Origin of the sequence: Cryobacterium sp. GrIS_2_6, from assembly GCF_035984545.1 — a bacterium.
GTDB lineage: Bacteria > Actinomycetota > Actinomycetes > Actinomycetales > Microbacteriaceae > Cryobacterium.
The window spans coordinates 1,995,326-2,019,301 of record NZ_JAXCHP010000001.1; the positions used below are offsets into that span (position 1 = coordinate 1,995,326).

Below are 23,976 nucleotides of genomic sequence, written 5' to 3' on the forward strand. Positions count from 1 at the left end.
GATCAGTCCCTGCCGGTGAGGTTCCAGGCGTCCTCGTCTGCTGACGACGCCTCTTCCTCAGGGTAGCCCTCGCTCATTTTCGCGACCGGGTCGCCGGCGTAGCGGGGGTCGGGCTGGGAATCGCGGCGGGCATCCGCCTCGTGGGCGGCGTTGGCCTGGCGGGCGGCCGTTGCGGCGTGGTGCTCGTCGTCGGAGCCGCGGAGCAGGGCGAGCACGCTCGGGAGCTGTTCGACGGTGACGAGCACGTCGCGGGCCTTCGACCCCTCGGACGGGCCGACGATCTCGCGGGATTCGAGCAGGTCCATCAGCCTGCCGGCCTTGGCGAAGCCGACGCGCAGCTTGCGCTGCAGCATCGAGGTCGAGCCGAACTGGGTCGACACGACGAGTTCGGCCGCGGCGAGGAGCACCTCGAGGTCGTCGCCGATGTCGGAGTCGATCTCCTTGCGCGGCGCCTCCATCGAGACGTCCGGCCGGTAGTCGGGGCGGGCCTGCTGGGTGACGTGCTTGACGACCCGTTCGATCTCCGCCTCGCTGACCCAGGCGCCCTGCACGCGGATGGCCTTGGAGGCGCCCATCGGCAGGAAGAGCGCGTCACCCTGGCCGATGAGCTTGTCTGCGCCCGGCTGGTCGAGGATGACCCGGGAGTCGGTGACGCTCGTCACCGCGAAGGCGAGGCGGGACGGCACGTTGGCCTTGATCAGGCCGGTGACGACGTCGACGCTCGGACGCTGGGTGGCGAGCACGAGATGGATGCCCGAGGCACGGGCGAGCTGCGTGATCCGCACGATCGAGTCTTCGACGTCGCGCGGGGCGACCATCATCAGGTCGGCGAGCTCGTCGACGACGACGAGCAGGTACGGGTACGGCTTGAGGGTGCGGGCGCTCCCGGCCGGAAGCACGATCTCGTTGCCGACGACGGCCTTGTTGAAGTCGTCGATGTGGCGGAAGCCGAAGCTGGCCAGGTCGTCGTAGCGCATGTCCATCTCTTTGACGACCCACTGCAGCGCTTCGGCGGCTTTCTTCGGGCTCGTGATGATGGGCGTGATGAGGTGCGGCACGCCGGCGTATGCGGCGAGTTCGACCCGCTTCGGGTCGATCAGCACCATGCGCACGTCACTCGGCTGGGCGCGCATCAGCAGGCTCGTGATCATCGAGTTCACGAAGCTCGACTTGCCGGAACCGGTCGAACCGGCGACGAGGAGGTGGGGCATCTTGGCGAGGTTGGCCACGACGAATCCGCCGCCGACGTCCTTGCCGACGCCGATGGTCATCGGGTGGGTGCTGTTCGTGGCCGCCGCCGAGCGGAGCACGTCGCCGAGGGTGACGATCTCGCGGTCGGTGTTCGGGATCTCGATGCCGATCGCGCTCTTGCCGGGGATCGGCGAGAGGATGCGCACCTCGTTGGACGCGACCGCGTACGAGAGGTTCTTGCTGAGGGCGGTGACCCGTTCGACCTTGACGCCGGGGCCGAGTTCGATCTCGTACTGGGTCACGGTCGGGCCGCGGGAGAACCCGGTCACCCGGGCGTCGACCTGGAACTGGGTGAGCACCTCGGTGATCGACGTGACGATCACGTCGTTCGCCGCCGAGCGCGCCTTCGCGGGAGGTCCGGCGGTCAGGGTCGTGTTCGACGGCAGCTCGTACGGCACGGCCGGGTGATCGCCGGTGTCCGGGTGCAACGGATGCCCGTCCTCGCCGGGCACCGCACCGGTGGCCGAACCGAGGTCGTCGAGTCCCGGAAGCACCTCGGTGAGTCCGGCCGCCGCGGCCGAGCCTGGGCCGCCGGTCGCCTCGTCGTCGTGCAGGCCGAAGTCCGAGCCGCGCGGCACATCGATCTCGCCGGTGAAACGCTTTATGGCGTCCTCGGCGCGGAGCAGGTCCTCGAGCACCTCTGTGCCGTAGTGGTCGCCGCCGGAACCGCCGCCGGACAGCCCGACCGAGAACGGCGTGGCCGGTGTCGGCACCGGGGACCCGTCCGCGGGCGCGATGGCGCTGTCGAAGCCGCCGCGGCCGTCGCCACCAAGGAGGGTGCTGAGGGGATCGTCGCCGGCCCCGGATGGGCCGTCGCCCGCCTTCGAACCGTGAGCGCCGGCATCGGACACGAGGGCGCCACCGAAGTCAAGGTCTTCCTCGCGCTTGCTGTTGTTGCGACGCCACCAGGGCAGGGCGCTGTTGCCGTCCGGCTCTTCGGTGAGACCGTCGAGTTCGACCTGGGCGGTCTTCTCGGCCCGCTCGAGTTTCTCGGTCTTCGCTGCCGCGCGCTCGTTCTCCGTGGAGAGCTCTGCGCCGAACAGCCAGGCGTAGAGCTCGCGCGAACGCTGGCCGATCCGGTTCGGCGGGGTCTTCGTGATGATCAGCACGCTCAGGGCGAGCAGCAGAATGATGATGGCGGTGGCGCCGATGGCCGTCGTGAGGGCGATCAACGGGGCTGCGATCATCCAGCCGATCACGCCGCCGGAGAGGGCGAGCACGTTCATGCCCTGGGTGGGCGTCGGCTGGCCGCCGTAGACGTGGCAGAGCCCCGAGACGGAGACGAGCAGCAGGCTCAGGCCGATGCCGATGCGCCCGTTGTCGTGCACGGAGCTGGGCTTGCGGAACAGCCAGATCGCGAAGACGAAGAGAATCACCGGCAGGGCGAACGCGACCCGGCCGAAGAGGCCGCCGAAGGTCCAGGCGTCGAAGTTGCGGGCGATCGCGTTGTCGATCAGGAACCATTCGACGACCGCGCCCGCCACGGCGAGCAGCACGAGGAAGAACGGCAGGCCGTCGCGACGTTCCTCTTTGGAGAGCTTTTCCGGGCCGAGCGCGCGTGCGGCTGCGCCGGCGACATGGGCGAGGGCGAGCCAGGAGCGCACGAAGAGGCCGGGTTCGGTCTCCGCTGCGGCGAACTTGACCGTCTTCTGGGCGGTGGTGCGGGCAGCCGGCTTGCGCGCGGGCGTACCGCGGGACGGCGTGGTGCGGGCGCGCCCGGTCGACTTAGTGCTCGTGGCCATGAAGTCCACGGTACCGCCGAGCCGCCGATTCCGCGTGAGCCCACGCGGTCCGGGTCACGGCGCCGCAATCGCGAGCGCCTCTGGCGACCCTAGGCCTCGATGACGAGCGGCACGATCATCGGGCGGCGGCGGAACGTGACGTTGACCCACCGGCCGACCGTGCGGCGCACGATCTGCTGCAGCGCGTGCGGATCGCGCACCCCGTTCTCGGCCGCCTCGCCGAGGGCGGCGCGGATTTTGGGCAGCACCGCATCGAAGACGGAGTCGTCCTCCGCGAAGCCCTTCGCGTGGATCTCCGGGCCGACGATGACGTTGCCGGTCTTCGCGTCGACGACGATGATGATCGAGATGAAGCCCTCCTCGGCGAGGGTGCGCCGGTCTTTGAGGTCGGCCTCGGTGATCTCGCCGACGGTGGAGCCGTCGACGTAGACGTAGCCGAGGTCGAGCTGGCCGACCTTCCGCACGACGCCGTCCCTGAGGTCGAGTACGGTGCCGTCTTCGGCGAGAATGACGTTCTCCGGCGGCACCCCGGTCTCAGCGGCCAGCTTCGCGTTGGCGACGAGGTGCCGGTATTCGCCGTGGACCGGGAGCACGTTCTTCGGCTTCAGAATGTTGTAGCAGTAGGTGAGCTCGCCCGCGGCGGCGTGGCCGGAGACGTGGACCTTCGCGTTGCCCTTGTGCACGACGTTGGCACCGAGCTTGGTCAGGCCGTCGATGATGCGGTAGACCGCGTTCTCGTTGCCGGGGATGAGTGAGCTCGCGAGGATCACGGTGTCGCCGGGGCCGACCTCGACCTGGTGGTCCTGGTTGACCATCCGCGCGAGCACGGCCATCGGTTCGCCCTGGGAGCCGGTCGACATGTAGACGATCTTGTCGTCGGGGATGCTGCCGGCTTTCTTGAAGTCGACGAGCACCCCTTCTGGCACGGTCAGGTAGCCGAGGTCAGCTGCGATGGTCATGTTGCGCACCATGGAGCGGCCGAGCAGCGCGACCCGGCGTCCGTTGGCGTGCGCGGCGTCGAGCACCTGCTGCACCCGGTGCACGTGGCTGGAGAAGCTCGCGACGATGACGCGGCGCGGAGCCCGGGCAATGACGTCGTCGAGGACGGGACCGATCAACCGCTCCGAGGCGGTGAAGCCGGGGACATCCGCGTTGGTGGAGTCGACGAGGAAGAGGTCGACTCCCTCGCTGCCGAGCCTCGCGAACTCGCGCAGATCGGTCAGCCGGTGGTCGAGCGGGAGCTGGTCCATCTTGAAGTCGCCGGTGTGCAGCACGGTGCCGCCCGCGGTTTTGATCGCGACGGCGAGGGCATCCGGGATGGAGTGGTTGACCGCGACGAACTCGAGGTTGAACGGGCCGAGCCGCTCCGTCTGTCCCTCGGCGACCTGCAGCGTGTACGGCACGATCCGGTGTTCCTTGAGCTTGGCTTCGATGAACGCGAGGGTGAGCCCCGAACCGATCAGGGGGATGTCCGCCCGCAGCTTGAGCAGGTACGGCACCGCGCCGATGTGGTCCTCGTGCCCGTGCGTCAGCACCACGCCGAGAATGTCGTCGAGGCGGTCCCTGATCGGGCTGAAGTCGGGCAGGATCAGGTCGACGCCCGGCTGATGCTCCTCGGGGAAGAGCACGCCGCAGTCGACGATCAGGATCTTGCCGTCGATCTCGAACGACGTCATGTTCCGGCCGATCTCGCCGAGGCCGCCGATCGGGATGATCCGGAGCGTTCCCGGTTCGAGTGTGGCCGGTTCGTAGACGTCGATGGGCATGGGCCCTCCTCGTGTTTCGGTGTGCTGGCTAGCGGGTGGTTCCGGCGATCTTGGGCAGGGCCCCGCCGGCGGCGGCATTGCGGTCCGGGCGGAAGTTGGAGAAGTCCACACCGGGGATGTCCTTGACGAGGTCGATCTCGTCCTCAATCTCGGCGGCTTCCCATTCCTCTGGTCCGACGAGGGGCAGCCGCACGCGGGGGCTCGTGATGCGCCCGAGGCCGTGCAGGATGTACTTGGCGGCGACGGTTCCGGGCACGTGGGTCATCACGGCGCGAACGAGCGGCTCGAGCTGCTTGTGTGCGGCGGTTGCGGTCTTGAGGTCGCCGGCGTTGACCGCGTCGACCATCTGCCGGTACGGGGTCGCCGCGATGTTCGCGGTCACGCCGATCAGTCCGGTCGCGCCGATCGACAGGTGCGGGAGCACGTTGGGGTCGTCGCCGGAGAAGTAGAGCAGGTCGGTCTGGTTGAGCACCCTGCTCACCTGAGCGAGGTCGCCCTTGGCGTCTTTGACGGCGAGGATGTTGGGGTGCTTCGCGGCGCGCAGCAGAGTCTCGTATGCGATCGCGACGCCGGTACGGCCCGGGATGTCGTAGAGGATCACCGGCAGGTCGGTCGCGTCGGCGATCATGCGGAAGTGGGTGAGGATGCCGGCCTGGGTGGGCTTGTTGTAGTACGGGGTGACGATCATGTTGCCGTCGGCGCCGGCCTTCTCGCTCTGCCTGGCGAGCTGCATCGCGTGCGCGGTTTCGTTCGAGCCGCCGCCCATGATGATCTTCGCGCGGCCGGCCGCGACGTCCTTGCCGACCTCCACGAGGCGCAACTTCTCCGCGTCGGTGAGGGTCGAGGTCTCCCCCGTGGTTCCGGTCACGACGATGCCGTCGGCTCCGGCCGTGATCACGTCGTCGATGTGCTTCGCCACGCCCGCCCAGTCGACCTCACCGTCGGCGGTGAAGGGGGTTACCAGGGCGACGAGGACCTGGCCGAACGGATTCTCAGACATAGACACGTGGACAGGCTATCGCCTTGCCGCGCGGACGTGGGCGTGTCGCGCGGCCCGTAACCTGTCGTCACACGAGCCGAACCCGGGGACCGCCCGCGTAATCTCGTGGTCATGGATGCGTCTGCTGCCCTCCTCCTCGTGCTCGCGCTTGTCGCGGTCGCAACGGTGCTCGGCCTGGTCTACCGTTCGAGGCAGGGCCGGATCCGCTCCGTCGCGGACCCGACCGTTCTCGAGCCGGCAGACGTCGGCAGCACGCTCCCCTTCGGACCCGCCGCCACCCTCGTGCAGTTCTCCACGGAGTTCTGCAGCCGCTGCCCCGGCACCCGCCGACTCCTCACCCAGATTGCCGACGGCCGTTCCGGCGTTGCGCACATCGACGTCGACCTCACGCACCGGTCCGACCTCGCGAACCGCTTCGGCGTGCTGCAGACCCCGACGACGCTCATCCTCGACGGCGCGGGTCGCGTGCACGCCCGCGTCGGCGGCGCGCCGCACCGGGCGGATGTCCTCCGTCACCTCGACCATCTCGCCGGGCCCGAATCGGCGAACGCCCTCACCGCATCACACCTGCCAGGGAGCCCCCATGCCCAGTGATTCCGCCTCGAACCGCGCAACCACGCCGAGCCCCGCGGCTCCGCCCCGCCGCGCGACCGTCGACCCTCGAGGCCCGCGGTTCAGCGCCGCCATCACGGCCGCGCTCCTGCTCGTCGTGATCTTCCTCTCCCTGACCGGGACAGCCGTCGCAGCTCTCGTGTTGCTCGCCGCGATCGCGGCGCTCTTCGCCTGGGGAGCATTCGCAGGCGTCGGCCGGCACCCGTACGGCCTGCTGTTCAAGCGATTCGTACGTCCCCGCCTTGCACCGCCCACCGAACTCGAAGACGCCGCCCCGCCGACCTTCGCCCAGGGGGTCGGCCTGTTCGTGACCGTCATCGGCGTTCTGCTCGGACTGTTCGGTCTCGCCCCTGCCGTCGGGATCGCCGCCGGTTTCGCGTTCATCGCCGCGTTCCTGAACTCGGTCTTCGACTACTGCCTCGGCTGCCAGCTCTACCTCCTGCTCGTGCGCGCCCGGATCCTCGGTCGCTCCCCCGTCGCGGCCTGACCGGCGTGGACCCGGCTCCCTGTCAACTCCCAGACTGAGCCTGTCCCTCTGAGTGGATGCCCGGTTAGGCTGGGGCTTTCACACCCAGGAGGTAACACCATGGCACTGACCAGCGAATCGTCAACCGTCTGGACCGGAGACCTCAAGTCCGGCCATGGCACCGTCTCACTCGACTCCTCCCACGCCGGCGAGTTCCCGGTGACCTGGAAGGCACGGAGTGTCGGGAGCCCGAACACCACCAACCCGGAGGAGCTCCTCGGCGCCGCGCACGCCGCGTGCTTCTCGATGGCCCTCGCGAACGGGCTCGGCGCGGCCGGGCACACGCCGGAGAACATCCAGACCACCGCTGCCGTGACCTTCGAAGCCGGAGTCGGCATCGTCGGTAGCCACCTGCTCGTCAGTGCGAGCGTGCCCGGTCTCACCGAGGAACAGTTCGCGGCGTTCGCCGAGGACGCGAAGGCGAACTGCCCGGTGTCGAAGGCCCTCGCCGGAATCCCGATCACGATCGAAGCGGAACTGGCCTAGGCGCAGGGAACGCCCGATGCGCGTACTGATCGCCGGAGCCTCAGGGCTCATCGGAACCGAACTCGTCCGCCAGCTCGGCGAAGCCGGACACACCGTCGCCCGGCTCGTGCGGCACCCCGCGACCGGGCCGGACGAAGTCACCTGGAACCCCGCCGTCTTCGACATCGACCCTGCAGCCCTCGACGGGGTCGACGCGGTCGTCAACCTCTCGGGGGCCTCCCTCGCCCGGCTGCCGTGGACGAACGGCTACCGGACCGAGATCCTGGCCTCCCGGACCCACGCGACCCGCACCCTCGTCGAGGCGATCAGGAGGACTCCCACCCCACCGGCAGCGTTCCTGAGCGGCTCGGCTGTCGGCCTGTACGGCGACCGGCCCGGTGAGATTCTCACCGAACGGTCGGCTCCCGCCGACGATTTCCTCGCTGCCGTCGTCGAGGCCTGGGAGGCCGAGGCCCTGCGGACACCGGCGCCGACCCGGGTCGTCCTGCTCCGCACCGGGCTCGTGATCGCGCGCGGCGGGGCGCTGAAACCACTGCTCCCCCTCGTCAGGCTCGGCCTCGGCGGCCCACTCGGCCACGGCACCCAGCACTGGCCGTGGATCAGCCTGCACGACGAGGCCGCCGCGATCGTGCACCTGCTCGGCTCCACCCTCAGCGGCCCGGTCAACCTCGTCGGGCGGGCCCCGGCCTCGGCGAACGACGTGATCCGGGCCGTCACGGTCGCCCTGCACCGTCCGTTCCTCCTGCCGGTGCCGGAGTTCGCGCTCACGTTCGCACTCCGCGACGCCGCCCGCCAGCTGCTCCTCGCCGACCAGCGGGTGAGCAGCGCCCTGCTGCAGGGCGACGGCTTCGTATTCCGGCACGGCACGGTCGCCGAGGCCGTCGACGCCATGCTCGCCGAGGAGTAACCCGGCCGGCCGGCTCGCGCCGGGCATCCATCGCCCTGACGAATTCGACGGAGATTTTGCCCGTAAGGCGCCTCCATCGCGGTCCCAGGTGCTGAGAACCCACAATCTCCGTCGAATCAGTGAGGGGGACGAAGGTCAGGCAGCGGCGCGCTCGAGCGTGATCGCGGTGCGGATGGCGCCGCGGGCGCGTTTCCGGTCCCCGGCGGCGTCGTACGCGAGGCCCAGCCGGAACCAGGCCTTCCAGTCCTCCGGTGCCGCGTCGACCGCATCGCGGTACTGCGGGAAGTCCGCGTCGGCCGCGTCTCTGACCGGGCGCCCGCTCGCGCGGATCGGCAGGGTCTCGACCGGGAGCTCTCCGCTCACCTCGAGCAGGCGAACGAGCCTGGTCGAGCGGGACCCGAAGGTGACCTCGAGCACGAGCGCCCAGATCCCGATCAGGGGCAGCACCAGCAGCGCCACGCCGATCGCGATGCCGACGGGTGCGCCACTCTGCAGGAAGAGCACCGCACGCCAGCCGACGAGTACCAGGTAGAAGGCGAGCAGGATCGCCATCATGCCGGCGCCGATGCGGCCCTTCATTCGAAAACCTCGGAGTCGGCGTCGATCTCGGGGACGCTGTCGAGGTCGGGCTCCGCGACGATCGCGACGATCGCCGCGGGCGCGGTGGGGGGCGCGCCGAGGCCGAGGTCGACGACCTGGTCGAGGCCGACGGTCACGCCGACGGCGGTGCGGGCCGCGTCGAGGGCGAGCAGGATGCCGCGCCGGTACGCGTTGGCGGACAGCGTGTTGTGGGAGATCGTGACGGTCTCCCCCGCGCCTCCGAAGATGACATCCTGCCTGGCGAGCACGCCGTCGAGGCGCAGGCTGTGCACGGGCACGCTCGACACCTGCTGCCCGCGGGCGCGCTGGTCGTTGTGCGGTGCGGACACCGGGCCGAGCTCCGTGCGTGCGAGACCGATGAGCTCGGCGGTGCGGACCGCTGTCCCCGACGGAGAGTCGACCTTGGCAGCCTGGTGCGTCTCGACGATCTCGATCGAGTCGAAGAGCCGGGCGAGCATGGCCGAGACGGCGGTCGCAACGACGGAACCGATCGAGAAGTTCGGCACGATTACGACACCGATGTCACTTCGGCCGCGGATCCGCCGCTCGAGCGTCGTGATGCGGGCCTGGGACCAGCCGGAGGTGCCGACGAGCACCCGGATGCCGTTGTCGACGGCGAAGTCGACGACGCTCTGGCTCACGCCGGGCAGGGTGACGTCGACGACGACATCCGCCCCGAGCATGTCGGACAGCGGGCTGCGCGAGTCGAGGCCGGCGTGCAGCTCGTACCCGTCGGTCTCCTCGACGAGCCCGCTGATAAGTCGGCCCATTGTGCCCGTAACGCCGACGATGGCCACCCGTGTTGTCATACGACTAATCTACCAAGCGGCCATCCGGCAATCCGGCAATCCGGCATCCGGCATCCGGTATCCGGGCCCCGCACGACCCGGCGCGAACTGGGCACACCGGGTTCGCCGACGTAGCCTTGTGGCATGCCAGCGACCCCGAAAGCACCCGACCCCGTCTTCCGCGAGGTATCCGTGACGGATGCCGGTTCCCTCGCCCTCCTGACGGCCTACTTCAGCGATCGGCAGTCGAGCTTCCCCGTCGAGCAGGGTGCCTACCGAACGACCTTCCCGGTGGCCGGGGACTTCCTGCCGCCGAACGGTGTCTTCCTGCTCGTCGGCGAACCGAGCGGGAACCCGGAGCAGGCCTGGGTCGGGTGCGGCGGCATCCGTCGGATCGGGGACACCCCGGGCGGTGCTGCCCGCTACGAGGTCAAGCACCTCTGGCTGCAGCCGGGCACACGTGGGAGGGGCTGGGGCCGGTCCTTGCTCGCCGAACTCGAGCGGCGGGCGCGATTGTTCGGCGCCGCCGAGCTCGTGCTCGACACGAACGCGAGCCTGCGGGCCGCCGGAGCGCTCTACCGGAGCGCCGGCTTTGCGGATTGCCCGCCATACAACGACAACCCGAACGCCACCAACTGGTACCGGAAGAGCCTCACTCGCGACTAGTACAGAGTCTCGCTCGCGTCTAGTACAGCAGCGGGTCAGGCAGTCCGGTGCGCATCTCCACGGGCAGGTGCCCGGTGTCGTTGTGGGTGACGAGCGTCCACGGGCGGCCCGGCTTCTGCAACAGTACGGTCAGGCCGCAGTTGGCCTGGTTGATGCTGATCCAGCGCCAGTCCGGAGCCCCCAGCACTGCGCGCACGAACCAGCCGATGACGAAGTTGTGCGTGATCAGCAGTTCGTGACGCTCGCCTCTGCGGGGCTGCAGGAATTCGGCGACGGCGTCGTCCATCTGCGCACGGCCGGCCTCAATCTCCTCCTCGGTGACGGCACCGAAGAACGGGGCGTAAGCCGCGGGCGTCTCCGGCGCCATCCCGGTCGGGATGCAGTCGAACAGCAGCGGGGAGGGAACCGGGGTGAGCGAGGGCAGACGTCCGGCGACGATCTCGGCGGTCTCGGCCGCGCGCTGCAGGGGCGAGTGCCAGGCGTCCGTGAAGGGCACGCCGCCGAGGCGTTCCGCGATCAGCTGCGCCTGCCGTTTTCCGCGGGCCGAGAGCGGCCCGTCGGGCAGGCCGTGTTCGGCATCCTGTTGCTCGCCGTGACGAACCAGGTAGATGTAGTGGGGCAACGGGTTCTCTTTCGGTTCGGGGCGTTCGGCCGGACGGCCGGGCGGCAGGGCGGTACAGGGCCAGGTGACCCGTTGGATCAGGGCCGGACGCCTGAAGGCACGATTCCCGCGAAGACGTCGTCGTCGAGCGCGCCGACGGCGGCGATGGACAGCGGGTTGGCTACGAGGTCGACGGCGAGGGCCTGCACGTCGTCCGCGGTGACCAGGGCGAGCCGGCGCAGCGCCTCATCGAGGTCGACGAACTCACCGAGGGTTATCTCGGCCCGGCCGAGCCGGGACATCCGGGTGTCCGAGTCTTCGAGGGCCAGCGCGGAGGCCCCGGAGAGCTGCCCGGAAGCGCGTTTCATCTCGTCCGCGGTGACACCGTGTTCGGCGAGCCGGTGCAGTTCGCTCAGGAGCAGCTCGGCGACCTGGCCGGCCTTCGCCGGGGTGCAGCCGGCATACATGCCGAAGAGGCCCGCGTCGGAGTAGCCGGGGGCGAAGGAATAGACGGAGTACGCGAGCCCGCGCTTCTCGCGCACCTCCTGGAAGAGCCTGGACGACATGCCGCCGCCGAAGATGGAGGTCAGCACGCTCATCGTGACGCGGCGATCGTCGGTCGCGAGAAGTCCGGGGAACCCCAGCAGCAGATTCGCCTGCTCGAGCGGACGGCGCACGACCGTGACCGCGCTGCCCTGGTGGATCTCGGCGGGGTGCCCCTTGCGACGCCCGACGGGGGCGGCGTGTTCGCCCAGGTCCCAGCCTGCGGAGTAGAGCGCCCGGGTCACGTCTGCGACGAGCAGGTCGTGGTCGACGGCGCCCGCGACGGTGACGACGAGGTCCTGCGGGCGGTAGTTGGCCCGGTAGTGGGCGAGCACGGCCTCCGGGGTGGCCGCCCTGATCGTGTCGGGATTGCCGCCGATCGGGCGTCCGAGCGGATGCTTGCCCATCACGGCCTCGAAGAAGCGCTCGTTCGCAACGTCCGCCGGATCATCGTCAGCCATGGCGAGTTCCTCGAGGATCACGCCGCGTTCGGTCTCGAATTCGACCGGGTCGATTGTGGACGAGGTGAGCATGTCCGTGAGCACCTCGACGGCCATCGGCAGGTCGCGGTCGCGGACCTTCGCGTAGTAGCAGGTGTATTCCTTCGCGGTCATCGCGTTGTGCTCTCCGCCGACGGAGTCGAAGGCGATTGCGATGTCGAGGGCGCTGCGCGTGGCCGTGCCCTTGAAGAGCAGGTGCTCGAGGAAGTGGGTGGAGCCGTAGTGCCCGGGCGCTTCGTCGCGGGAACCGACGGCGACCCAGTATCCGATCGTCAGGCTCCGGCTGCCGGGGACGTGCTCGCTGAGAATGCGCACACCGCTCGGGAGGACGGTCCGGCGCACGACGGATTCGCCGGCGGCTCGGAAGGACAATTCGGCGAGTGTGAGGGGAAATTCAACGGCGCTGTTCATGACACCACCACCCTACGTCACGGCACCGACGGCGTCAGGGTGCCTCGCGGAACTGAATTCGAGCGGTGGGCGGCGTCGGAGTCAGCGGCCGACCGCGAGCCCCGTCACCCGTTCGAGGTCGACCATGTCGCTGCGGGTGAGCCGGATTCCGGCGGCCGCGATGAGGGAATCCACCTGGTCGGGTTGGCTGGCCCCTGCGACGGGGGCCGTGACCCCGCCCTGCGCGAGGAGCCACGCGAGCGCGATCGATGCGGCCCCGGTGTCGTGGTCGGCCGCGATCCGGTCCACCACGCTGAGGACCCGCAGCCCGGGCCTGCTGAGGTGCTTCGCGGCGCGGGCATCCCTCGTCGTGCTGTGCAGGTCGGCCTTGGAGCGGTACCGGCCGGCCAGGAAGCCGTGCGCGAGGGAGAAGTACGGCAGGACCGCGAGGCCCTGGGCCCGGGTGACGAGGGACAGTGAGGACTCGAAGCCGGTGCGCTGCAGCAGGCTGTACTCGGTCTGCAGGGCGACGAAGCGCGGCAGGCCGTTCGCGGCGAGGATGCGGGCTTCCATCAAGCGCTCCCCGGAGAAGTTCGAGGCGGCGAGGTACCGCACCTGGCCGCTGCGCATCAGCACGTCGACGGCGCCGAGGCTCTCCTCGAGCGGCACGGTCGGATCGTCGAAGTGGAAGTGCAGCAGGTCGATGTATTCGGTGCCCAACCGGTCGAGGGACGCCTGGACCGCGCCGATGATGCTCCGGGAGGACAGTCCGGGGTTGTCCCGGTTCTTGCCGATCTTGGTGGCGATAACGGTGCTTTCACGCGCCTTGCGGGAACGCAGCCAGGAGCCGATGATCACTTCGCTCCGACCGGAGGTGTAGCTGTCCGCGGTGTCCACGAAGTTGCCGCCGAGTGCACGGTGCCGGTCGAGGATGCGGTGGCTCGTCTCGCCGTCCGCGGTCCAGCCGAAGACGCTCGAACCGAGGGCGACCGGGTGCACGGAGAGGTCGGTGTCCGCGATGGTGCGCCGGGCGCCGACGAGCGGGAGGCGCCCGTCCGGCTGGACCGGGATCGAGACGGAGATCGGCGGCGGCCCCTGGAGCGGGTGCGCGGTCACGTGGGCAGAGGCCGGGTGAAGAGCACGCTCGGAATCCTGAATGCCTGACTGGATCATCCGTCACTCCTTACCGCTTACCGCGACTGCTGGGTGTGGCCTCGAAATTGAGAGTAACCCGCGAATCGGCGCACCGAAAGGACACGCCCGAACCGTTATCAAAACGGATGCTAGGCGTCCGCCGCGAGGTCGCCGCGCCACGCCGGATAGAGTTATACGGGAACGATTCCGGTTACGGCCTTCTGAGCAGGCGTGAGCCCGAACTAATCAGCCGCGAAAGAAGGATCCATGACGCAGCCCACCACCGGCGTGCCGACGACCGGCGCACCCGCGACGGAGATCACCGCAGAGGCGCGCAGGCGGCGCACCTTTGCCGTGATCAGCCACCCCGACGCGGGAAAGTCGACCCTCACCGAGGCGCTCCTCCTGCACGCGCACGCCATCACGACGGCGGGCGCGACCCACGGCAAGGCCGGCCGCCGCGGGACCGTGAGCGACTGGATGGCGATGGAGCAGGCCCGTGGCATCTCGGTGACGAGCGCGGCGATCCAGTTCGAATACCGCGACCGCGTGATCAACCTCGTCGACACCCCCGGCCACGCCGACTTCTCCGAAGACACCTACCGGGTCCTGTCCGCCGTCGACGCCGCCGTGATGCTCGTCGACGCGAGCAAGGGCCTCGAGGTGCAGACCATGAAGCTCTTCGACGTCTGCCGTCAGCGAAACCTGCCCGTGATCACCGTGATCAACAAGTGGGACCGGCCCGGCCTCGACGCTCTCGCCCTGATGGACGAGATCCGCACCCGCACCGGACTGCTCCCGACGCCGCTGACCTGGCCGGTCGGAGTGGCCGGCGACTTCCGCGGCGTCATCGACCGGTCGACCGAGGAGTTCATCCGCTTCACCCGCACGGCCGGCGGCGCGACCGCCGCCGACAGCGACCGGGTGCCGTTCGACGTCGCCGCGACCGAGGAGGGCGAGGCCTGGGTCACCGCGACCGAGGAATCCGAACTGCTCGGCGAGGAAGGCCAGGACCACGACGAGGCCACGTTCCTCGCCAACCAGACCACCCCCGTGCTCTTCGCCGCGGCCGTGCTCAACTTCGGCGTGCAGCACATCCTCGACACCCTCGTGGACTTCGCCCCTGCCGCGGAGGCCCGCGTCGACGCGGCCGGCGGGCACCGCCCGGTGGCGTCACCGTTCTCCGGCTTCGTGTTCAAGGTGCAGTCCGGCATGAACGCCTCGCACCGGGACTACGTCGCCTTCGTGCGGGTCTGTTCCGGCCAGTTCCGCCGCGGAATGATCGTCACCCACGCCGCGAGCGGCCGGCCCTTCGCGACCAAGTACGCCCAGCACCTCTTCGGACGCGAACGCGAAGTGGCCGACGAAGCGTGGCCCGGCGACATCGTCGGGCTCGTCAACGCGTCGGCACTCCGGGTCGGCGACTCCATTTTCGAGAGCGAACCCGTCGAGTTCCCGCCGCTGCCGATGTTCGCGCCCGAGCACTTCCGTGCTGTGCGCTCCGCGGACAGCAGCAAGCACAAGCAGTTCCGGCGCGGCATCGACCAACTCGACCACGAGGGCGTCATCCAGGTGCTCCGCAGCGACCTGCGCGGCGACCAGGCCCCGGTGCTCGGCGCCGTCGGCCCGATGCAGTTCGAGGTCGTCGAGGAACGCATGACGCACGACTTCGGCGCCGCGATCCGTTCGGAGTCGCTCCCCTACCAGATCGCCCGCCGCACCAACCGGGAGAGCGCCGAGATCCTCGGCCACGACCGGCAGGTCGAGGTGCTGATGCGCTCCGACGGGACTCTCCTCGCCCTGTTCAGCACCCCGTGGCGGCTGCGCAACACGGTCCGCGACCACCCAGAGCTGATGCTCGAGGACCTCGCCGCCGGCGCCCTGGAGCCGGCGGCCTCGGCCTAGTCATCCCCGGCGGCGTCGTCCACCGGCGACGTCATCACCAAAAGCCTCTCGGGGCCGGCTTGGTCGACGGTCGACGAGGCGGTCCCTACCGTGCGCCGTTCAGAACGGTGTCGGGTCGTCGGGGTCTTCGGGTGTGGGGTCGAGGGTCCAGACATCCACGAACGGGGCCGGCGGTTTGGGTACGGGCGTGGGATGTCGGGGTGGTCTCATGTCCGCTGAGGGTTCCACGATGTAGCTGTACCCGGCCGGGGACGTCCATTCGATGCGGCCGTCGCCGAGGTGCTTGGGTGTCCACCTCGTGTAGCTCTTCACCGCGTGGTGATACGGGCAGAGATGGGCGAGGTTCATCGCGTCCGTCTCACCGCCGTGCTGCCACTCCACGCTGTGGTCCAGGTCTGAGCGCTTCGCGGAGCGCCGGCACCCGGGGAAGGTGCAGGTTTCATCCCGCACCTCAAGCCATGTCTTGAGCGCGGCTGGCGGTTTGTAGGTGTCGCGTCCCATGGAGAGCACGACCCCGGTCTCGGGGTTGGTGAGGAGCCGGGTGAAGCTCGGCGCCCCGGCCGCGAGACGCCGGGCGGTGTCGGGGTCGATGGGTCCGTACCCGGCCAGATACCCGGGTTCCTCGCTCGTGCCCAGCAAGGTCAGCACGGGAACGGTGACGTTGACCTGCGCGGCCACCCCGGCACCGAGACCGTCCGGGGTGACCCCGCTGAGCAGCACGTCGGTGAGCACGTCTGCCGCCAGCTGGGTCAGGGTGCGGGTTTCCTCCGGCCCTGCAGGCAGAGCGCCGTGTCGAGGGTGCGGTGGTAGGCGGCCTGCACCTTCTCCGCGTCCCCGGTCAGGTACAGGGAGGCCATTCCGTCGTTGAGGGCCTGGAACACCACGTGCCGGTCTTCGACGCTTTTCTGGTGCCGGGCGGTGATGGTCTCGGGGTGAGTGCGTTCCCGCACCCTTCGGGCCCGGTCGGCGAGCTTCGCGACGGTGAGGAATTCCGCGTCGGGCACGAGGACGTCCTCGAACACGGCGCGGGCCCGGGCGGCCGCCACCGGGTCATCGACCCGGATGCCCCAGGCCTGCTCCATGATGACTTGCGCGTGCCGGTAGCTGATCACCCCGGAGGTCAAGGCGTCCCGGGTTGCGGGGAGCTCCTCCGCGAGGGTGCGGCTGGCTTCGATCAGGGTCTCCGCCGTCCGGCGCGGGAGCCGGAGCAGGGCGCCGACCTCGCAGGTGAACTCCTCCTTCGTGGCCTCCTCCGGCGACCACGGCGGGCGCGGGCCGCCGGCGCGTTCTGCGGCCTCCGCCCGGGCACGGCCCACGTCCGCCAGGACCCGTTGCGCCCCATAGATCGCAGCGGCCCGCTTCGCGGCGGCCCGGTTCATCTCCCGGTCCGCCTCCCGGATCGCGTCATACACCTCGGGCAGGGACGGCTCCACGAGACTGAGGTGCCGGGGGTTGAGGGAGGTCTCAGGAGGGTTGTCGGGCGGGGCCCCGGGCGGGGGTTCCGCCGTGCTGTCCACCGTGCTTTCCGCGTGAACTTCTGAGGGTTCTTCAGCTGTCATACCGGTCACTCTACGGAGGACCACCGACATTCCACCGGCATCCGCCACCACACAAACCACCTGTGGATAACCCGATCAAAGTGGCTTTTTGTGGATAACTTCACTGCCATACGGCCGGCGGCCGAGCGCCGGGCAGTGCCGGCCGACGGCTATCGCCTCACTTCTTCGAGGCGGCGTGCTCGTCTCCGATGTGGCCCGGCGCGGTGACGTCCAGGACGCGCTGGACGAACGCACCGTACTCGTCCATGTAGTGCCGGAGGAAGTCCCTGGTGCCCGCGTCGGTAATTTCGCCGTCGCCGGTGAAGACCGTCGGATCGAACGTGATGTAGGCCTCCGGGGAGTTCAACTGGGGGGCATCGAGGAAGCTCAGCACGCTGCGCATGTTCGACTGCATGACCGCGGTGCCGATATTACCCACGGAGGCGCCGATGATTCCGGTGGGCTTCCGCGCGAAGGAGTTGGTCCCCCAGGGCCGCGAACCCCAGTCGATGGCATTCTTCAGGGCCCCCGGTATCGACCGGTTGTACTCCGGCGAAACGATCAGGATCCCGTCGGAGCCTTCGATGGCCGCTTTGAGGGCGCGCCCCTCCGGTGGATAGTCGGCGTCGAAGTCCTGGCTGTACAGGGGAAGGTCCCGGATGGGGATCTCCGTGAAGTGCAGGTTCTCCGGGGCGAGCCGGATCAGCGCCCGGGAGAGCGTGCGATTGATGGAGGTGGAGGACAGGCTTCCGACGAAGTAGCCGATCGTGTGTGAGGTCATTTCCGTGTTCTTTCCGGAGTGCCCGAACGGCCACGTCAAACGACTGTCCCCGGCATCTCCTGTGTGATGAGCCGACTCTTCCGTCCTATCACACAGTCCGAATCAGCGGGTCATGCTCCGCGGCGGCACCGTGAAGCTGTCCCCGCCGTACTTCTCATTGGCGACGCTCATGACATCCGGCCACATCCGGTGCCGGGCGGTCGCGGCCTGGCCGCTGTCGAAGTACGTCGTCCGCTGGTCCTGTCCGTCGCCGGACACGTTCACGACCCCGACGACGGTGGCGACCTTCGTGCTGGCCCCGCTCATCCAGGTGTCCTTGTTGTCGTCGGTGGTGCCGGTCTTGCCGATCATCGGCACCCGTGGCGTTGTGGCTCGGTAGGAGGCCGCCGCTGTTCCGCTCGTCATGACCCGTTGCATCGCATAACTCATCCCCGCGGCGACGTCCGTGCTGACGGACTGCGTGCAGCTCGACGTCGGTGCGGGAATCTCCGCACCGTCCGGCCCGGTGATCCTGTCGATCAGGATCGGCGTGCACGTCACGCCGTCGTTGGCGATCCCGGCATAGGCGGCCGCCATGGTGAGGGGCGCGATCTCGTTTGTTCCGAGCACGGATGCCGCGCCCTGCTCGAGCGCATTCCCGTCGGCACGGTGCACGCCGAATGCTTCGGCCGTCTTGCGGATGCCGCACAGGTCGAGTTCCTTGGCCATACCGATGAAACCCGTGTTGATCGACTGGATGGTCGATTGCAACGCCGAACTGTACGACCCGTTCTCGGAGGAGGTATCGTTCTTCGGGTTGAACGCCGTCCCGTAACTTTGCGACCCGTTGCAACTGTCCTCGAACGTCCCCCAGTTCGACCGGGGCCGGGAACTCACGGACTCGGAAAGGGAATGACCTTCGTTGAGCCACTCGGCAAGGGTGAAGACCTTGTACGTCGACCCGGTCTGGAACCCGTTGGAGCCGCCCTGGCCGAGGTCGGTGTTGTAGTTGATGCCGCTGTAGTTGTCTCCGGTCGCCTGCACGGCAGGGTCCTGGCTGTAGTCCTTGTTCTGGGCCATGTCGAGCACTCGCCCGGTTCCGACCTCCACACTCGTGATGACCCCGCCGACGTCCCAGCCCGGATACGTCGCCGGCACGTTCGCCTTCATCGTGGTCTCGGCGGCGGACTGCAGATCGAGGTCAAGGGTCGTGTAGACGTTGTACCCGCCGAGTCGGACGTTGGCCAGCCGTGTCTCGGCATCCGGCCCGAATGCCGGGTCTTTGCGGAGCGTTTGCATCACGAGGTCGCAGAAGTAGGCGCTGCCGCCAGCGGTCTGGCACCCGGTGCTCGGTTCGGTGATAGTCGGTTCGATCGGGGCGTTGATCGCTGCATCGTGATCTGCCTGGCTGACCTTGCCGTGCTCGAGCATCGCATCGAGGATGTAATCGCGCCTGTCCTTGTTGTCGGCATAACCATTGGCCGCCCCGTTTGTGACGCTGTCCGGCTTGTCGAGCTGGAATTTGACCGGGTTGTTGACAATCGCGACGAGGCTCGCGGCCTGTGGCAACGTGAGGTTGGCCGCCGTGGTGTTGAAGTAATAGCTCGCCGCGGCCTCGATCCCGTAGACGGATCCGCCGAAGCCCGTGATGTTCAGGTACTGGCGCAGGATTTCATCTTTGGAGTACTTCTTCTCGAGGCCGATGGCGAGGCTCATCTCCTTGAGCTTCCGGTCCGGACTCGCCTCGGTGGCCGTGTTGTAGCAGTCCGCGCGTTCCGTCTCGTCGGTGAGCGCTTCGCACTTCTGCACGAGCACGTTCTTCACGTACTGCTGGGTGATCGAGGAGCCGCCCCTCGTGGTGCCGGTGAAGACGGTCGCGACGATGCCGGTCACGGTACCCCAGATGTCGACGCCTCCATGGTCGTAGAAGCCCGGATCCTCTCCCGAGGTCGCGGCATCCTTCACGAAGGGGCTGATCGCGTCGAACGCGACCTCGACGCGGTTCTGGTCGTAGAACGACGCGAGGAGATAGGGGGTCCCCGCGCTCGTGGTCGCGTAGAGATTGCTCTTCTGCGACAGCCGGCCGATCTCGAGGTCGTCGGGCAGGTTCACGACGATGACGGTCACGACGGTCGCGATGACGGCGACGACGACACCCATTGCGATCAGGACGATGGAACGACGGCGGTGTCGGCGGTCCTTCTTCCTGCTGGGCGGTGAAGTTGTCATGCTACGACTATGGCTTTCATTTCTGGACGAGTGGTACGAAGAAGGCGGATGCCGCCGGACCCGCGGGTCCACCGGCATCCGCCTTCGAGTGGTTGCTAGGCGTCGACGACGACCGAGGTGATCACCGGGATGCGGCGGTACTTGCGCTGCATCCACCGGGTCACGCTCTGGGTGAAGATCTCTTCGAGCTCGGGCCCGTCGACGATTTTGACCTTGTTCGCGGCGCGGAGAGCGTCGTCGATGGACTTCGTCGCGCCCTGGATCCAGGCGTTGTCCTGCACGAAGCCGCGGGCGATGAACTCGACCGGTTCGACGAGCGCGCCGGTGCGGGTGTCGAGGATGCCGAGGATCGTGACCGCGCCGTCGTTGGAGAGCTGAACGCGGTCGGCGAGGGCCTCTTCGGAGGCGACACCGCCGACGGTCATGCCGTCGACGAGGACGATCTCGGCCGGAACGCGGCCGACGATCTTGGCGACGCCGTCGACGAGGTCGACGACCACGCCGTCTTCGACGACGAGCACCTGCGCCTCAGGGACACCCGTGCGGATCGCGAGCTCGGCGTTGGCCTTGAGGTGGCGCCATTCGCCGTGGATCGGCATGACGTTCTTGGGCTTGACGAGGTTGTAGCAGTAGACGAGCTCGCCGGCGCTCGCGTGGCCGGAGACGTGCACCTTGGCGTTGCCCTTGTGCACGACATTGGCGCCCCAGCGAGTGAGGCCGTTGATGACCCGGTAGATCGAGTTCTCGTTGCCGGGAATGAGCGAGCTCGCGAGGAGGACGGTGTCGCCCTCGCCGATCTTGATCGTGTGTTCGCGGTTCGCCATCCGGGAGAGGGCTGCCATCGGCTCGCCCTGCGACCCGGTACAGATCATCGTGACCTGGCTGTCCTTCATCCGCTCGAGCGCCTTGACGTCGACGATGAGGCCCTTCGGCACGTGCAGGAAGCCGAGCTTCTCTGCGATGGCCATGTTGCGCACCATCGAGCGGCCGACGAAGGCGACCTTGCGGTTGTGCCTGGCCGACGCGTCGATGACCTGCTGGATGCGGTGCACGTGGCTCGCGAAGCTCGACACGATGATACGGCGAGGCGCGGTGCGGAACACCGAGTCGATGGCCGGGCGGATGTCTTCCTCGGTCATCGTGAAGCCGGGAACCTCGGCGTTGGTCGAGTCCGTCATGAAGAGGTCGACGCCCTCTTCACCGAGACGGGCGAAGCCGGGGAGGTCGGTGAGGCGGTTGTCGAGCGGGAACTGGTCCATCTTGAAGTCACCGGTCGCGAGCACGAGGCCGGCCTCGGTGCGGATTGCGACGGCGAGTCCGTCGGGGATGGAGTGGTTCACCGCGAGGAATTCGAGGTCGAAGGGGCCGAAGCTGCGACGCTGGCCTTCCTTGACCTGCTGGAGCTTGGGGGTGATCCGGTGTTCTTCGAGCTTGGCGCTCACGAAGGCGAGGGTGAGCTCGCTGCCGACGACGGGGATGTCCGCCCGCTCGCGGAGGAGGTACGGAACGCCGCCGATGTGGTCCTCGTGGCCGTGGGTCAGCACGACGGCGACGACGTCCTGCATCCGGCCGCGGATGTAGGAGAAGTCGGGCAGGATCACGTTGACGCCGGGCTGGGTTTCCTCGGGGAACAGCACCCCGCAGTCTACGATGAGCAGCTTGCCCTTGTGTTCGAAGACGGTCATGTTGCGACCGATCTCGCCGAGGCCGCCGAGGGGGACGATGCGCAGTCCCCGCTTGACGAGGGACGGCGGGCTGTTCAGGTCGAGTTCGTGCTTAGTCAATTAGATAAACTCATTTCTTGGCGAAACCGCGCACAGGGCAACCGGTCTCATAGCCGGCGCCGGGTCTATCCGGCAGCCGTGGTGACGGGGTTATGCAAATCAGAAGGTGATGCGCGCGTCAGGTCGCGAGGCCGTGAGCCTCATTCGACATCGGCGAAGCCGTGGAAAGCCATCCGGGTGTGTGTGGAACCGCAGAGCGTGAAAGCGCAGCTGTGGATGGCCGTCGAATCGCGCTGTCAACGCACAATTCTACCGCATGCGGGCCGCCCGCTCCCCCGGCGGTTCTCCTGCCGTCCCCAGCCGACTCGGAGACTTCGCTAATAGCCTGCGATTATGCCTTCTTCTTCCCCCCTGTACGACGCCCCGCTCACCCTCATCGACGGCACGGAGACGACATTCGCCGACTATCGCGGCAAGACCGTTCTCGTGGTCAATGTCGCATCCAAGTGCGGCTTCACGCCCCAGTACGCGGGCCTCGAGGCCCTCTACGGGCGCTTCAAGGACGACGGCCTCGTCGTCCTCGGCCTGCCGTGCAACCAGTTCATGGGCCAGGAGCCCGGGGAGTCCGCCGACATCGAGGCCTTCTGCCAGCTGAACTACGGTGTCACCTTCCCGATGACCGAGAAGGTGGATGTCCGGGGCAAGCACCAGCATCCGCTCTACGCCCAGCTCACCAAGTTCAAGTCCGGCCTGCTGCCTGGCCTCGTCAAGTGGAATTTCGAGAAGTTCCTCGTGAACGCAGAGGGCCAGATCGTGGACCGCTTCGCCTCGACCGTCGAGCCCGAGTCGCCAGAGCTCGTCGGCGCGATCGAGAAGACGCTCGCCTCCGCCGCCGCCTGACCCGGGTTCAGTAGCTCGAGGTGCAGACGCAGAGCTCGTTGCCCTCGACGTCGGCGAGCACCCACCAGTCGGGGGCGTGCTCGTCGGTGAGCAGCGTGCCACCGGCCTCGACGATCGCGCTGACGCGTTCCTCGGCGCCGTCACCCGGCACGTAGACGTCCAGATGGATACGATTTCGGTCGGTGCGGGCGATCTCCATGTGCTGGAACCAGACCCTCGGCCCATGACCGCGCGGGTCGATGAGGTCAACGTCGCCGTCGCCGTCCGCCGGCAGCTCGACATAACCGAGGCCGACGCGCCAGAACGGCCGGATCGAGTCGGCGTCCGTGCAGTCGATCGCGACGTCGTACCGGGCGGGCGTCACGGCCAGGCCTTCCGCACCGAGCTCATTCGCGAGCGCCTGGATGTGCAGGGCGAGCCGAAGGTCGCGTTCGGTCACGCCGCCGAGATCGTGCGAGCGGAGCCGGAAGGCGACCGTGCCGTAGCCGAGCTCGACGTCGGGGTGGTGGCCTGCGGCATCCGCTGCCTCGGCGACGCGGTCGAGGAAGCGCACCGCCGAGGTGAAATCGCTCGTGCGATAGCTCGCGTGCAGCGCGCCGTCGAGGTGCACGAACGGGCCGCCCGCGAGCACGGGGCCGGTCTGCGCGGGACTCTGGATCGAACCGGTTGCGCTCATGCGTCTCACTCTGCTCCGGCGCCCGCCGGCGGTCAAGGGAATGAGCCCTGCGAAAGCCGGCGGAAAGCACGGCGGACGGCCGCGGCGACCCTCTCGACGCGTCCTTCACGGATGCGCCATCGCGGGGCGTCACACTAATCACTTTGCCCTATTCTGCGGGCCTTCTGCGTGCTAATCTCATGCGTTATGCACAGTCTGGACAGGGTCGACCTCCAACTCCTCCGCGCCCTCTGCGTGGAGCCGCGCAGCACCTTCGTGGCCCTCGCCCAGCGGCTGGGCTTGTCCAGGAACACCGTGCAGGCGCGGATGGCACGCCTCGAAGAATCCAACGCGTTCCTGGCCTTCGATCGCCGGATCAATCCGATCGCCCTCGGCCACCCGCTGACGGCCTTTATCCAGGTGCACCTGCAGCAGAAGAGGCTCAGCCAGATCGTCGCAGAACTCACCCAGATCCCCGAGATCGTTCAGGCCCACGGCATGAGCGGGTCGACGGACCTGCTCGTCCTCGTCGTGTGCACGGATGCCGACGACCTGTTCCGCATCGACGGCACGATCCTCGCGTGCGAGGGCGTCGATCGCACGGAGACCTCGCTCGCCATGGGCGAGCTGATCCCCTACCGGATCACCCCATTGCTCGACCGGGTCGCCCGGGAGCGCGGCCCGTCGAACCGCGCCGACGTCGATATCGACGACGAGGCCTGAGTCCGACGGGACGACCGCCCGCACCGCGCA

The 23,976-nt window shown here is 68.5% G+C and carries 22 protein-coding genes; 8 read left to right on the forward strand and 14 right to left on the reverse strand.

Annotated features, from left to right (window positions below):
* Window positions 1-2 precede the first annotated feature (2 nt).
* The 3 genes from RCH22_RS09910 to dapA form a co-directional block, all read right to left on the reverse strand.
* Window positions 3-2,993, reverse strand: coding sequence for a DNA translocase FtsK (locus RCH22_RS09910; protein ID WP_327013824.1), 2,991 nt, complete (start codon window positions 2,991-2,993; stop codon window positions 3-5).
* Window positions 2,994-3,082: 89 nt separating this feature from the next.
* Entirely contained in the window at window positions 3,083-4,759 is a 1,677-nt protein-coding gene (locus RCH22_RS09915; protein ID WP_327013825.1) for a ribonuclease J, read from the reverse strand.
* A 28-nt stretch (window positions 4,760-4,787) separates the two neighbouring features.
* On the reverse strand, window positions 4,788-5,765 hold the full coding sequence (dapA, locus tag RCH22_RS09920; RefSeq protein WP_327013826.1) for a 4-hydroxy-tetrahydrodipicolinate synthase: 978 nt from the start codon (window positions 5,763-5,765) through the stop codon (window positions 4,788-4,790).
* 105 nt (window positions 5,766-5,870) lie between these two features.
* Here dapA and RCH22_RS09925 point away from each other — a divergent pair, with 105 nt between their 5' ends.
* The 4 genes from RCH22_RS09925 (at window position 5,871) to RCH22_RS09940 (ending at window position 8,290) form a co-directional block, all read left to right on the forward strand.
* Window positions 5,871-6,353 carry a thioredoxin family protein gene (locus RCH22_RS09925; protein WP_327013827.1) on the forward strand — a complete coding sequence of 161 codons (483 nt, stop codon included), beginning with the start codon at window positions 5,871-5,873 and terminating at the stop codon, window positions 6,351-6,353.
* A complete protein-coding gene (locus RCH22_RS09930) occupies window positions 6,343-6,858 on the forward strand; it encodes a DUF4395 domain-containing protein (protein WP_327013828.1) in 516 nt (171 codons plus the stop codon). The genes RCH22_RS09925 and RCH22_RS09930 overlap by 11 nt, the downstream gene beginning before the upstream one ends.
* Before the next feature lie 99 nt (window positions 6,859-6,957).
* Window positions 6,958-7,383: an OsmC family peroxiredoxin gene (locus RCH22_RS09935; RefSeq protein ID WP_327013829.1), complete on the forward strand. Its 426-nt coding sequence runs from the start codon at window positions 6,958-6,960 to the stop codon at window positions 7,381-7,383.
* Between the two features lie 16 nt (window positions 7,384-7,399).
* Complete coding sequence (locus RCH22_RS09940; protein ID WP_327013830.1) at window positions 7,400-8,290, forward strand: TIGR01777 family oxidoreductase; 891 nt, start codon at window positions 7,400-7,402, stop codon at window positions 8,288-8,290.
* Window positions 8,291-8,425: 135 nt separating this feature from the next.
* Here RCH22_RS09940 and RCH22_RS09945 read toward each other — a convergent pair whose 3' ends face one another.
* Together RCH22_RS09945 and dapB are read right to left on the reverse strand one after the other, a co-directional pair.
* Window positions 8,426-8,869 carry a tetratricopeptide repeat protein gene (locus RCH22_RS09945; RefSeq protein ID WP_327013831.1) on the reverse strand — a complete coding sequence of 148 codons (444 nt, stop codon included), beginning with the start codon at window positions 8,867-8,869 and terminating at the stop codon, window positions 8,426-8,428.
* Window positions 8,866-9,699: a 4-hydroxy-tetrahydrodipicolinate reductase gene (gene dapB / locus RCH22_RS09950; RefSeq protein WP_327013832.1), complete on the reverse strand. Its 834-nt coding sequence runs from the start codon at window positions 9,697-9,699 to the stop codon at window positions 8,866-8,868. The genes RCH22_RS09945 and dapB overlap by 4 nt, the downstream gene beginning before the upstream one ends.
* Window positions 9,700-9,822: 123 nt before the next feature.
* On the opposite strand from dapB, the gene RCH22_RS09955 reads away from it, so the two are divergent.
* Complete coding sequence (locus tag RCH22_RS09955) at window positions 9,823-10,344, forward strand: GNAT family N-acetyltransferase (protein WP_327013833.1); 522 nt, start codon at window positions 9,823-9,825, stop codon at window positions 10,342-10,344.
* 19 nt (window positions 10,345-10,363) lie between these two features.
* On the opposite strand, the gene RCH22_RS09960 is transcribed toward RCH22_RS09955, so the two are convergent.
* The 3 genes from RCH22_RS09960 to RCH22_RS09970 all read right to left on the reverse strand — a co-directional run bounded on the left by RCH22_RS09960 (window position 10,364) and on the right by RCH22_RS09970 (window position 13,551).
* Window positions 10,364-10,966 (reverse strand): histidine phosphatase family protein, encoded by a 603-nt coding sequence (locus RCH22_RS09960; RefSeq protein ID WP_134446926.1) that lies wholly within the window; start codon window positions 10,964-10,966, stop codon window positions 10,364-10,366.
* Between the two features lie 77 nt (window positions 10,967-11,043).
* The gene (locus RCH22_RS09965; protein ID WP_327013834.1) at window positions 11,044-12,399 is read right to left on the reverse strand and encodes a pitrilysin family protein; all 1,356 of its coding nucleotides are present in this window, start codon (window positions 12,397-12,399) and stop codon (window positions 11,044-11,046) included.
* Window positions 12,400-12,480: 81 nt separating this feature from the next.
* Window positions 12,481-13,551, reverse strand: a complete 1,071-nt coding sequence (locus RCH22_RS09970; protein ID WP_327013835.1) for an aldo/keto reductase — start codon at window positions 13,549-13,551, stop codon at window positions 12,481-12,483.
* Window positions 13,552-13,779: 228 nt separating this feature from the next.
* Between RCH22_RS09970 and RCH22_RS09975 the strand changes: the two genes are divergently transcribed.
* Window positions 13,780-15,417 (forward strand): peptide chain release factor 3, encoded by a 1,638-nt coding sequence (locus RCH22_RS09975; RefSeq protein WP_327013836.1) that lies wholly within the window; start codon window positions 13,780-13,782, stop codon window positions 15,415-15,417.
* Between the two features lie 99 nt (window positions 15,418-15,516).
* Here the strand turns inward: RCH22_RS09975 and RCH22_RS09980 are convergent, their stop codons facing one another.
* The 5 genes from RCH22_RS09980 to RCH22_RS10000 form a co-directional block, all read right to left on the reverse strand.
* Window positions 15,517-16,149, reverse strand: coding sequence for an HNH endonuclease signature motif containing protein (locus RCH22_RS09980; protein WP_327013837.1), 633 nt, complete (start codon window positions 16,147-16,149; stop codon window positions 15,517-15,519).
* Between the two features lie 17 nt (window positions 16,150-16,166).
* The gene (locus tag RCH22_RS09985; RefSeq protein WP_327013838.1) at window positions 16,167-16,976 is read right to left on the reverse strand and encodes a DUF222 domain-containing protein; all 810 of its coding nucleotides are present in this window, start codon (window positions 16,974-16,976) and stop codon (window positions 16,167-16,169) included.
* 157 nt (window positions 16,977-17,133) lie between these two features.
* On the reverse strand, window positions 17,134-17,736 hold the full coding sequence (locus RCH22_RS09990; protein WP_327013839.1) for an NADPH-dependent FMN reductase: 603 nt from the start codon (window positions 17,734-17,736) through the stop codon (window positions 17,134-17,136).
* Window positions 17,737-17,838: 102 nt separating this feature from the next.
* Window positions 17,839-19,944, reverse strand: coding sequence for a transglycosylase domain-containing protein (locus tag RCH22_RS09995; RefSeq protein WP_327013840.1), 2,106 nt, complete (start codon window positions 19,942-19,944; stop codon window positions 17,839-17,841).
* A 95-nt stretch (window positions 19,945-20,039) separates the two neighbouring features.
* Entirely contained in the window at window positions 20,040-21,728 is a 1,689-nt protein-coding gene (locus RCH22_RS10000) for a ribonuclease J (protein WP_327013841.1), read from the reverse strand.
* 333 nt (window positions 21,729-22,061) lie between these two features.
* On the opposite strand from RCH22_RS10000, the gene RCH22_RS10005 reads away from it, so the two are divergent.
* Window positions 22,062-22,568 carry a glutathione peroxidase gene (locus RCH22_RS10005; RefSeq protein ID WP_327013842.1) on the forward strand — a complete coding sequence of 169 codons (507 nt, stop codon included), beginning with the start codon at window positions 22,062-22,064 and terminating at the stop codon, window positions 22,566-22,568.
* A 7-nt stretch (window positions 22,569-22,575) separates the two neighbouring features.
* Here RCH22_RS10005 and RCH22_RS10010 read toward each other — a convergent pair whose 3' ends face one another.
* A complete protein-coding gene (locus tag RCH22_RS10010; protein WP_327013843.1) occupies window positions 22,576-23,244 on the reverse strand; it encodes a VOC family protein in 669 nt (222 codons plus the stop codon).
* A gap of 186 nt (window positions 23,245-23,430) precedes the next feature.
* On the opposite strand from RCH22_RS10010, the gene RCH22_RS10015 reads away from it, so the two are divergent.
* Entirely contained in the window at window positions 23,431-23,946 is a 516-nt protein-coding gene (locus RCH22_RS10015; protein WP_327013844.1) for an Lrp/AsnC family transcriptional regulator, read from the forward strand.
* Window positions 23,947-23,976: the final 30 nt, after the last annotated feature.